The organism is Maribacter sp. 4G9 (assembly GCF_002742265.1).
Classification (GTDB): Bacteria; Bacteroidota; Bacteroidia; order Flavobacteriales; family Flavobacteriaceae; genus Maribacter.
The window spans coordinates 21,922-33,400 of record NZ_MDGL01000179.1; the positions used below are offsets into that span (position 1 = coordinate 21,922).

Annotated in this window: 8 protein-coding genes, 1 tRNA gene and 2 pseudogenes; 5 read left to right on the forward strand and 6 right to left on the reverse strand. The window is 45.0% G+C overall.

The window, feature by feature from the left end; translation table 11 throughout:
* Positions 1-27: 27 nt before the first annotated feature.
* The 3 genes from BFP75_RS18575 to BFP75_RS18585 form a co-directional block, all read right to left on the reverse strand.
* Positions 28-843 (reverse strand): purine-nucleoside phosphorylase, encoded by an 816-nt coding sequence (locus tag BFP75_RS18575; RefSeq protein ID WP_099546834.1) that lies wholly within the window; start codon positions 841-843, stop codon positions 28-30.
* Positions 844-845: 2 nt separating this feature from the next.
* Positions 846-1,511 (reverse strand): TIGR04282 family arsenosugar biosynthesis glycosyltransferase, encoded by a 666-nt coding sequence (locus BFP75_RS18580; RefSeq protein WP_240531839.1) that lies wholly within the window; start codon positions 1,509-1,511, stop codon positions 846-848.
* 61 nt (positions 1,512-1,572) lie between these two features.
* The gene (locus tag BFP75_RS18585) at positions 1,573-2,085 is read right to left on the reverse strand and encodes a rhodanese-like domain-containing protein (RefSeq protein WP_240531830.1); all 513 of its coding nucleotides are present in this window, start codon (positions 2,083-2,085) and stop codon (positions 1,573-1,575) included.
* Positions 2,086-2,148: 63 nt separating this feature from the next.
* On the opposite strand from BFP75_RS18585, the gene BFP75_RS18590 reads away from it, so the two are divergent.
* On the forward strand, positions 2,149-3,711 hold the full coding sequence (locus BFP75_RS18590) for a glycoside hydrolase family 32 protein (RefSeq protein ID WP_099546835.1): 1,563 nt from the start codon (positions 2,149-2,151) through the stop codon (positions 3,709-3,711).
* On the opposite strand, the gene BFP75_RS18595 is transcribed toward BFP75_RS18590, so the two are convergent.
* The 3 genes from BFP75_RS18595 to BFP75_RS18605 form a co-directional block, all read right to left on the reverse strand.
* The gene (locus BFP75_RS18595; protein WP_099546914.1) at positions 3,708-5,036 is read right to left on the reverse strand and encodes an ADP-ribosylglycohydrolase family protein; all 1,329 of its coding nucleotides are present in this window, start codon (positions 5,034-5,036) and stop codon (positions 3,708-3,710) included. The genes BFP75_RS18590 and BFP75_RS18595 overlap by 4 nt on opposite strands.
* Before the next feature lie 8 nt (positions 5,037-5,044).
* Positions 5,045-6,175 carry a phosphotransferase gene (locus BFP75_RS18600; protein ID WP_240531831.1) on the reverse strand — a complete coding sequence of 377 codons (1,131 nt, stop codon included), beginning with the start codon at positions 6,173-6,175 and terminating at the stop codon, positions 5,045-5,047.
* 131 nt (positions 6,176-6,306) lie between these two features.
* Positions 6,307-6,379, reverse strand: a tRNA-Phe gene (locus BFP75_RS18605).
* A 362-nt stretch (positions 6,380-6,741) separates the two neighbouring features.
* Between BFP75_RS18605 and BFP75_RS18610 the strand changes: the two are divergent.
* From BFP75_RS18610 to BFP75_RS18625, 4 genes and pseudogenes are all read left to right on the forward strand, one after another.
* Positions 6,742-8,383, forward strand: a pseudogene (locus tag BFP75_RS18610) (TldD/PmbA family protein).
* 26 nt (positions 8,384-8,409) lie between these two features.
* Complete coding sequence (locus tag BFP75_RS18615) at positions 8,410-9,726, forward strand: TldD/PmbA family protein (RefSeq protein ID WP_099546836.1); 1,317 nt, start codon at positions 8,410-8,412, stop codon at positions 9,724-9,726.
* A gap of 112 nt (positions 9,727-9,838) precedes the next feature.
* Complete coding sequence (locus tag BFP75_RS18620; protein ID WP_099546916.1) at positions 9,839-10,459, forward strand: DUF4159 domain-containing protein; 621 nt, start codon at positions 9,839-9,841, stop codon at positions 10,457-10,459.
* A gap of 9 nt (positions 10,460-10,468) precedes the next feature.
* Positions 10,469-11,473, forward strand: a pseudogene (locus BFP75_RS18625) (AAA family ATPase).
* Positions 11,474-11,479 lie beyond the last annotated feature (6 nt).

Below are 11,479 nucleotides of genomic sequence, written 5' to 3' on the forward strand. Positions count from 1 at the left end.
CTAACATCAACATTTGGGGAACCCCTTTTACAATTGTTTGATAAGTTCCCTGAAGAGTTTTACCATTTTGGGCTCTGTCTTTTCGGCAATCGAGATTATTTCGGATATGTTTACAGGCTCCAAATGGTCCGGATCACATTCATCGGTCAAAACGGATACGGCCACAATGGGCAGTTCCAAGTGGTTGGCCACAATGACCTCCGGCACGGTGCTCATTCCCACGGCATCGGCCCCTAAAATTTTCAACATTCTGTATTCCGCCTTGGTCTCCAACTGCGGGCCCACCACGGAGACATAGACCCCTGTTTTTAACGATATGCCATGTTCGTTGGCAATGGCGAGCAATTTTTGCCCCATGTCCCTGTCATAGGGCTGCGACATGTCCACAAAACGGGGTCCAAATTCGGAAACGTTCTTAAAGGCAAGGGGAGATCCCCCCTGAAGATTGATGTGATCCTCGATCAACATCATATCGCCCTTTTTATAATCGAGGTTGATGGCCCCCGCCGCGTTGGAAATAAAGAGTTTGGTAATACCGAGCATGTGCATCACCCGGATGGGGTAGGTGATATCCAGGAAATCATACCCTTCATAGAGGTGAAAACGGCCTTGCATGACCACTACTTTCTTATCCTCGATGGTTCCAAAAACCAATTTTCCCGTATGGAATTCTACCGTGGCCAAGGGAAAGAAAGGGATATGGTTATAGTGGGCCTCAATGGGGTCCTTGATTTCATCGACCAACCTCCCCAGTCCGGTGCCCAGTACAATTCCTATTTCAGGGTGGTCAAAACCCTTTGATCTCAAGTGCGCTACGGATTCTTCCAATTGCTTTTTTTGCATACTCATCTATTTTTTAAAAATGGGGCAAAGGCCGGATGGTCCTTTATATCCTCATAATGATCTACATCGTTTCTGATATCTAAAAGTTCTTTTTTTTCGTTTTTCAAATCGAAAAGGGTCGCTTCCAAAACGGTATCCGTTCCCCAATCCTTATCCGTAAAAAGTTCGGGTTTCAGCTTTTTCATCCCTAACAAATAATATCCTCCGTCCGCTGCCGGGCCTATCACGAAATCGGTTTGCGATAAAATCCTAAAGGCATTTTCCAGGTCATCTTGGCTAAGGTCGTACATATCACTGCCAATGATTATTATCTTTTCATAACCGCTGCCAAACCCGTCCTGAAAGGCATGGAGCATCCGGGCACCTAAATCGGTACCTATTTGTCGTTTTTTAGTATAAATACTTTGGTCCCAAATGTCCTTTTCCCAGATTTCCTCTGAGTAGTAGACTATTTTTTCGGCATATAATCCAGAAGTGATCTTTACCGTATGGTCCAGCAGAAAGTTGTAAATGTCCAAGGCCGTTTGGTCGCCTACCGTGGCCGCCAAGCGTCTTTTTCCCTTTCCAAGTTCTGGATTTCTGGTAAAGATTAGTAGCAAATTCTTGCTGTTCGCCAAGGTAAAGTCTATGGTTTTTTCGTCCTTTACGTTTTTATTGGTCTGTAGGATGCCCAAGGGTCAGAAGTGTTTAATGTTGTTAAGGAAACAGCTATTTTAGGTCTTTGGTCGTTCAAGGTTGATACACCTTAACACCTTTCTTCAATAATCTTCCCCATAAGCGATTGTACGCGTGAACACTGTCCGTCGCAACGCCTTTGGGATTATAGACGGTTCCATTTTGATTCTTCCATTCAAAGATGCCCCCGTAGAGATTCTTTACATTGGTGTAGCCTAATTCCTGTAGTTTTTCACCAATATCCTCGGAACGTACGCCTATGGAGCAATACACTACAATGGGTTGGTCCTTTTCAGGAATCGTTTGCAGCACGTTGGCAGGGTCGAAATCTGAATTTCCTACCCAAATGGCATTTTTTAAGTGGCTTACCTCAAATTCGCCTAGTTCCCGTGCGTCCAATAGGACGATGGAATCATTCGTTTCCAAGTTCTCCGGTTGGATGTAGGGTACGGATTGCTTATTCAACAATTTCAGGGTATTGTCCAAGCTGCGTTGAGCCATCATGGCATTGGTTTGCATAAGAAACAAGAAAGGGACCGGTAGAAAGGATAAAACTTTTTGTAACATCCCTACAAAGGTAGTATTTTAGGCGCGAAGGCCGCAAACGACGGTATCATAAATTGTAAGGAAATGCTAAAGTTCACCACCCCTATTTTTTCGCTTCTATTGTTATTGGGTTTCTGTAAGGATGCCCCCAAAAACGAAGTTCTGAAAAACACCGAAGGTACTCCCTATTATACGGAGCCCTACAGGCCGCAGTATCATTTCTCTCCAGAGGAAAAATGGATGAACGACCCAAACGGTTTGGTATATCATAAGGGAATCTACCACTTGTTCTATCAATATTATCCTGATGATATCGTCTGGGGGCCCATGCATTGGGGGCACGCCACAAGTAAGGACTTGATACATTGGGAGCATAAACCCATAGCGTTGTTTCCTGATGTCCATGGCTATATTTTTTCAGGGTCCGCAGTGGTGGATACCAACAATACATCTGGGTTTGGCACGGAAGAAAATCCGCCCTTGGTGGCCATTTTCACCTACCATGACATGGAGGGCGAGAAAGCGGGCAAGAACGATTATCAGACACAAGGTATCGCCTATAGTTTGGATAACGGCGATAGCTGGACGAAGTACGACGGAAATCCGGTAGTTCCCAATGATGGTATGCGAGATTTTAGGGACCCCAAGGTTTTTTGGAACGAAATCAAAAACAACTGGACCATGCTTTTGGTAGCGGGGGACCACCTACAGATTTGGCAATCCAACGATTTAAAGGCATGGGAAAAGGTAAGCGAATTTGGGAAGGACAAAGGTGCCCATGGCGGGGTTTGGGAATGTCCGGATATGTTCAAATTGAACGTTGTGGGAACCGATACGGAAAAATGGGTTCTCCTTATCAGTATCAATCCAGGTGCGCCAAACGGGGGAAGCGGTACGCAATATTTTGTGGGTGATTTTGACGGAACCACTTTTACAACGGACCAGGAAGTTGCAAAATGGGTCGATTTGGGCAGGGATAACTACGCAGGTGTCACCTACAATGAAGTGCCTGATAACGAGCGGATTTTTATTGGCTGGATGAGCAACTGGGACTATGCGCGTGACACGCCTACTGAAGTCTGGCGAAGTGCCAACACGATACCCAGAAACCTTTCGCTCCATGAAAATATCGGAACCTTGGAATTGTATAGCTACCCCATTGCTAATTTTGATGAAATCGTGGAGCATTCCTATGCGGAGAAACCCGTGGCACTTAAACCGGGACAAAGGACCCAAATCCCTCTAAAATATGGTAACCAATCCGAAATCCGTTTTCATATGGAGGCCTTGGACAGCAAATGGATCTTTAGCAACCCTGAAGGCGATAGTTTGGTACTTCAAGTAAATCAAAAGGATAAAATATTTTCATTGGACCGTTCCAAATCTGGCAAGGTGGCTTTCAAACCCGAATTTGTCCTCGGAAAACAGCATATGCCCATTCCCAATGTACCGGATAGCGCCATAGAAGTTCGGATGCTCTTGGACAAGTCTTCCTTGGAAATCTTTTTGAACAAGGGTCAATATGTGATGACGAACCAAATCTTTCCCAATGCCGATTATACGGAACTCACCTTGGAGAATACATCGGACACCGAAATAAAAATCGACAGCCTAAAAGAGAGCAAAGTGATGCGGATTTGGGATTAGGGGTATTTTAACTCCGTGATTTCCTGGGCCATGGCCTCAAGGTCTATACCCAAATTATCACGGTTTACCTTCAAGACTTCTTCCTTAATATCCTTTGGTAGTTTGTTGTATCCTGTCTTGGCACCTAAAACCATACCGGCAATCGCAGCGACCGTGTCGTTATCCCTACCATAATTTACGATATATTGTATGGTATTCAGGAAATCGCCTTCGCCAAAAGCCAGACCGGTAATCAGGATTTGCCAGATTTCCCCGGCATGAAAGGGAATGGCTTTTTGCTCCCTTTCCAAAAAGGCATAGGACGTTTCCTGTTGTTCCCAATCCAAGGCAGATCCAGGATACTGTAGGGGCATCGTAGTCCTATGGGATTTTTTTTCATTCAGCGTATCGCCGGCTTTGACCATCTTTTTTATACCCCGAATTTGATCGATGGAAGCCGTCCAAATATTGTAGGGTATACGGCCAACCAAACGGCTGTCTTGGTAACCTGCCGTATCGGAGAAGGGAACAACGTTTAAAATGGAATCCAAATCCTGTGTGCGAAGGGCCATATGGGTCATGGCCGATACACTGGCGGTAATATCCTTGGCATAGCCAATGTCAAAGATGGAATGCTCATACCCTAGGGCATAGGCATCCTCGGTATTGTTGGCAATCAGCCCGAACATGGGCGCATACAACTGTCCGGCACAGGACATTTCGCCACCATAAAATCGGTTTAGGGCTCGGGTATACTCGGTCATGCCATTTTGGTACGCCAGTGAGACCCGCGCCCACTCCTTGATCCAATCGATCTGTTCCATTTTTTCGTCCAGAAGGTCGGTTTGCGTGGCTATTCCGGTATCTGAAAGATTTTTGGTGAGTTGTTGGTAATACGCGTTTATAAATTGGGAAAAGCTATTAGGGTCTGGCTTCCCTATGTTTTGTGTGAAGTATTGGGTCATGAGGTACTTCCATCGGGTATCATCGGTGGTGGCGCCTTGAAGCAGGTTATTTTCCCACGTACCCTCTGGGGATTGCACGCGTTCCGCCGGGGTAAGTCCGGTGATATAACCGTATTTCAGCTGAATGTCCTTTCGGTGCCACATTTCCGTACTTGCGCCCATGGCATCGCCAATGGCGGACCCCACCAAGGCTCCCAAAACCTTGTCGTAATAGATCTCCTTGGAAAGTTGAAGGGTGTCCGAGGTATATGCGGCATTTTTGGGTGCCGGGATGAGTGGTGTTTTCTTTTCTTTCTGATTACAGGAAAGGGCGAAAACCCAGAAAAGAACAAAAACGGCTTTCAAAAGGGTGTTTACAATAATTTTAAAGGACTTATCCATACAGATTTTCATTTAGAAAGAATCAATTCTTCGGCCATCGCCAAGAGCGCTTGCTTTTCTTGTATGCTGCGTTCCAAGGGGAGCTGTGCCAGACCTATAAGCCGTCGCATGATTTCCACGCCGGCCAGTTGAGCCACCAAGTGTTTGTCAAATGGACCGGGATAGGTCTTACCGAGGGTATCCAAGTAACGGCGTTCATGCGTAGCCATAATGAGGTGGGCGGCCATTACCCCCAAATCGAACTCCGGGAAGCCTACAAAACCAAATTCAGGGTCTAGGACATAGACCTCCTCGTTTTTGGACATCCAGCTACCGGGATAATAATCCCCATGCAGTAAGGTGTCTCCTTGGCTGAGGTATTTATTTCCAAGTCCGGCAATGACCGACTTTAACGCTGTATTTCTTTTATAAGGCGCTGCCAAATCCTGTAATCCTTGTTGAACGGTATCCAGTGAGAAGCCGTTGTCTTCTAGAAAAGGAAGCACAAAAATGTGCTGGTGGTTCAAGGTTCGCATTTCCATATTTTGGGGAAAATCACCGGGAGCCTCGCTCGTATGTATTTTGTAGAGCACTTTTACCAAGGCATCCAACTGATTTTTTGGGATGGTCCGTTGGTGGTATAAAAAGGTCATGTCCTTACAATCGCCCAAATCTTCCATATAAAGTACATGGGCGTCTTTGTCATAACCCAAAATTCTTGGAAAATGCGCTTGCAGTTTTTTATTGCTTACCGCTATATAAAAGGCCTTTTCCACGGCAATCCGTTCAATGGGTGCTGGAATATCCTGATACTTTTGTACGTACTCCCGGGATTGCTTTAGAATGAAGGAACGTTGATCGGTTTGCACTTTTACGACTACGTTCATATTTCCCTCACCCGCTTTTGATAATTGTTCGATATTTTCCTTGGGTTGCAGCCATTGACGCTCGGCCAAAAATCCTTCCAGCGTTTCAACGGACATTTCATCATGTATCAGCATCAAAATAAATAGTGTGTTTAATGCATACAAGATACGGTTAATGTGTGGATGGTGGTAGATGGGGTCGGAATCCTTGGTAAACTTAAGGTTATTTAAGTATTTATCTCTCCATACCTCCAGGAGATAACTTCGCTCCGCTCGTTGTTCCTTTGTTCCCAAAAGTCAATACACAAACCCAACAGCCTCAACGGCTGTTGTTTTTTTATCTCCAAAACCTGTTAAGCGTAAACGCTTACGGTTTTTCCCATAAAAAACCCATCTCACTAAAGTGGATGGGTTTGTGTATATTGTGGTACCTCCAGGAATCGAACCAGGGACACACGGATTTTCAGTCCGTTGCTCTACCAACTGAGCTAAGGTACCAAATCCCGATAGCTATCGGGAAGGCGGGTGCAAATATAATTTCAAATTTCACATATACCAACTAAAAAACAAAAAAAGCACCCTTTTGTTTTTTGGCCTTTTTCAATTTTCTGGTTCTGAGGTCGTTTTGACCAGATTCAGGGTGCCACAAGCCGCGACCAATCATTTTTCATATTCCCATTAAATTTTAGCTAATAATGGGAATTTCATAAAATGTTCTTAATAAAATCTAAATGGGAATCGGACTTATATCTTTAATTCCCTATTTTTAAAGCTATTCCTAAAAGTAATGTGAAACTAAAATCACCATGATATATGGTTACTTATGGAATTCTGACTAAGAAAAAAATTAACTCAAACAGATGAAACGAAGAAACTTTGTACAATTGTCCGGCATGGGTGCGGCCTCCTTATTGGTGCCTGCAAGTATGATGGGCAATGTAATTGAAACAGAAGCGCTTTTGGAACCGGGGATGGACGTCCTCCTAAAAAAGAAAATGGCGGACGTTGCCTTGAACACCGCTAAATCCTTAGGTGCTACGTATGCGGATGCCCGTATTGGCAGGTACCTGAACCAATATGTGTTCACTAGGGAGGATAAGGTGCAAAATGTTGTAAATACGGAATCTTTTGGTATTGGTGTACGTGTAATCGCCAATGGAACGTGGGGATTTGCCTCTACCAATAATGTAACGGAGGACGGAATCCAAAAAAGCGACCCAGCAGGCCGTGGCCATTGCCAAGGCGAATTCCAAAATTCAAAAGGAACCCGTAAAATTGGCTCCGGTACAGGCCCATGGCGAAGTATCTTGGAAGACCCCGTTGACAAAGGACTTTAAGGATGTGCCGGTTTCGGAAAAAGTAGATCTGTTGTTAAGCGCTAATGCCGCGGCCATGGAAAATGGGGCCAACTTCGTGAACTCGGCTTTGTTCATGGTCAATGAACAAAAGTATTTCGCCTCCACAGATGGTTCTTATATCGACCAAGATGTACACCGTATCTGGCCCACCTTTAGTGTGACGGCCGTAGATCGGGAAGCAGGGAAATTCAAGACCCGCCAGGCGATGAGTGCCCCAATGGGAATGGGCTATGAATATATGGACGGACTGGCCTCCGAGAAAAAGGAAGGCTCCGCCGGAATTACACTCTACAGTAAAAGTTATGATATTGTGGAGGATGCCGTACAGGCGGCCAAACAGGCCAAGGAAATGCTCTCCGCAAAATCCGTGGATCCAGGAAAGTATGACTTGGTGTTAGAGCCCAATCATTTGGGACTAACCATACATGAATCCGTAGGGCATCCCTTGGAGCTAGACCGCGTTCTTGGCTATGAGGCCAACTATGCGGGGACCAGTTTTGCCACGCTGGATAAATGGAAATCGGGTGACTTTAAATATGGAAGCGACCTGGTTAACCTGGTTGCGGATAAGACCCAGGAGGGCAGTTTGGGTGCAGTTGGATATGATGACGAAGGTGTGAAGACCAAGAAATGGGATTTGGTACGTAATGGAATCCTAGTTAATTATCAGGCCATTCGTGATCAGGTGAACATCATCGACCAAAACGAATCGCACGGATGTTGCTACGCCCAAAGTTGGAACGATGTACAGTTTCAACGAATGCCAAACGTTTCCTTGGAGGCAGGAAAGGAAAAATATTCTATTAAGGACATGATCAAGGATGTGGAAAAAGGAATTTATATAGCCGGGCGAGGTTCGTATTCCATTGACCAGCAACGATACAACTTCCAGTTTGGGGGTACGGTATTCTACGAAATTAAAAATGGTGAAATCGTGGGTATGCTGAACGATGTGGCCTATCAATCCAATACCCAGGAATTTTGGAATTCCTGTTCCAAGATTTGTGATGAGGGGGATTACCGTATGTTCGGTTCCTTCTTTGATGGAAAAGGGCAACCTTCACAGGTGAGTGCCGTATCCCATGGTAGTTCTACTACAAGGTTTGACGATATCAATGTAATCAACACAGGTCGTACCATTTAAACCAGACCTAATACAAAATTTCGAAAATGGCAATATATACAGAAGAAGAGGCTAAAAAAATAATGGAAAAAGCGTTAAGCTTTTCCACGGCCGATACATGTGAAATAAATTTAAGTGGAGAGGAGAGCGGTAATATCCGCTACGCCAGGAATACGGTTTCCACCGCAGGTCATAGATCCAATCAATCGCTAGTGGTGCAATCCAGTTTTGGTAAGCAATCTGGAACGGCGACCATCGATGAGTTTGATGATGCCTCCTTGGAAAAGGTGGTGAAAAGAGCTGAGGAATTGGCAAAACTTTCCCCCGAGAATCCTGAGTTTATGGAGCCCTTGGAGCAACAAACGTACGACAAGGCCATAAATTTTGTGGAAGCAACGGCAAACATCACCCCAGAATACAGGGCATCGGTAGCAAATGACAGTATTGAACCCGCGGCTGCAAAGGATGTTACCGCTGCCGGATTTTTGGACGATTCCTATGGTTTTAACGCCATGCTGAATTCCAAGGGGCTTTTTGCCTACAACAAATCGTCCAATGTTGATTTTACGGTCACCATGCGTACCAATGACGGAACTGGCTCCGGATGGGTATCCAGGGATTATAACGATATTGGAAAGTTCGATGCGTCCGAAGCATCCAAGGTAGCTATCGACAAGGCGGTCTTGTCGAGGGAAGCAAAGGCTATAGAACCTGGAAAATACACGGTTATCTTGGAACCTGCCGCGGCAGAGGACCTGATCAGCAATATGGCCCGATCCCTAAATGCCCGTACAGCGGATGAAGGCCGAAGTTTCATGTCCAAGGAAGGTGGCGGGACAAAATTGGGCGAGAAGATCGTGGACGAGAGAGTAAGTCTTTGGTCCGATCCGTTGCACCCCGAAGTTCCTACAAGTACATGGAGCGGTGATGGGCAAGCATTGAGAAAAACAGTATGGATTGAAAACGGTGTGGTCAAAAATTTGGCCTATGATCGTTTTTGGGCCAAGGAACAGGGTGTGGAACCAGTACCGTTCCCCAATAACATTATTATGGGCGGGGGCGATGCTTCCTTGGAGGATTTGATTAAAAGTACCAAGAAAGGCATTTTGGTTACCCGTTTGTGGTACATCCGTACCGTAGACCCCCAAACTTTATTGTATACCGGACTTACCAGGGATGGAACGTTCTATATTGAAAACGGTCAAATAAAGTATCCGGTGAAGAACTTTCGCTTTAATGAAAGTCCGATCATTATGTTGAACAATTTGGAAACCTTGGGAGAGCAGGTCCGTATCAATGGTAATTTGATTCCCTACATGAAAATCAGGGACTTTACCTTTACGAGCTTGTCAGATGCCGTATAAAGCTTACAAGTTAAAAAGCTGGTTGCCTTATTTTATTAGAAGGCAGCCAGTTTTTTCTTTTTGCGAGTATTGGAATGAACCTTGAGGTAGTTTTTTAAAAGTGGAACCAAAGTTGAGCAACGATTTTTTCTTTACCCGACTACAATATGAATCCGGCGATTGGGACGTGGACCAACGAATGCCCTCCAACCTGCTCAATTCCTTGGTCGAGTATACGACCCTGCAGGTGAATACCGTAGAGAATATAGTTCCCTTGGCCAGTGATGATATTTTCAAATGTCCCTTTTGTTATCTATCGGGCCATAAATTGGTGCAGTTCTCAAAAAAGGAAGGGGAAAACTTTAAAAAGTATATTGATAATGGCGGATTTGTTTTTGTGGACGATTGTAACCACGACATCGATGGGCTTTTTGCAAAATCCTTTGAGCGGCAAATGGGGGAGCTGTTCGGTAACGATGCTTTGGTGAAACTTCCCAACGATCATGAACTGTACACCATCTTTTTTGATTTTGAGGATGGGCCTCCCACCACTTCCCAAGAATTGAACGGTTGGGGAGACGATTTGGTACATGAATACCTAAAGGCGATCGAGGTCAATGGAAGAATAGGCGTCTTGTATAGCAATAAGGATTATGGCTGTGAATGGGATTATGATTTTAGAAATAAACGGTGGTACAAAAACGATAACACGCGCTTTGGGGTCAACATTGTAATGTATGCACTAACATCTTAAGAAAAGTACATGGATAAAAATTTAATGGCGGCGGAACAGGAAATAAAGAAATTGACGGATAAACTACCGTTGCTTAAAAAGGAAATAGGAAAGGTCATTGTGGGGCAAGAGGAAACCATAGAGAATATGCTGATCACTTTTTTGGCGGGAGGGCATGCCCTATTGGAAGGCGTACCCGGACTGGCCAAGACCCTCTTGATCAAAACAATTTCCCAGGCAATCGACTTAAAGTTTAATAGAATTCAGTTTACGCCGGACCTTATGCCTTCTGATATTGTGGGTACTGAAATATTGGAGGAAGACCATACTACCGGAAACAAGTTCTTTAAATTCAACAAGGGCCCCATATTTGCGAATATTATCCTGGCGGATGAAATAAACCGGACCCCTCCAAAAACACAGGCCGCTTTGTTGGAGGCCATGCAGGAATTTGAAGTGACGTACTCCGGGAAGACCTATGAAATGGACTGACCCTTTTTTATTCTGGCGACCCAGAATCCAATTGAACAATCGGGTACGTTCCCGCTTCCGGAAGCACAACAGGACCGCTTTCTTTTTTACATCAAAATTGGGTACCCATCTGCCAAGGAAGAAGAAACCATCTTGAAAAACACCACTGGGACCCATCGCCCAAAGGTGGAAAAAGTCATCAGCGGACCGGAAATTATCCGCTTACAGGAATTGGTACGCGAAGTTCACATAAGCGATGACCTTATTGGATATGTGAGCCATCTGGTGCGCGCCACCCGTCCGGAAACTTCCAATTCCGAATTTGTAAAAAAATGGGTAGGTTGGGGCGCAGGTCCAAGGGCCGGCCAGGCAATGATCTTGACAGCCAAGGCCAGGGCCTTGCAGGAGGGCCGCTTTTCGGTTACCATACAGGACCTAAAACATGTTGCCTTCCCGGTATTGAGACATAGGGTCATCGTGAACTTTAGGGCAGAGGCCGAAGGCATAGATTCAGACAAGGTCACCCAAGAATTATTGGAACAAACTAAATTAAACCTCAAATAGCTTCTC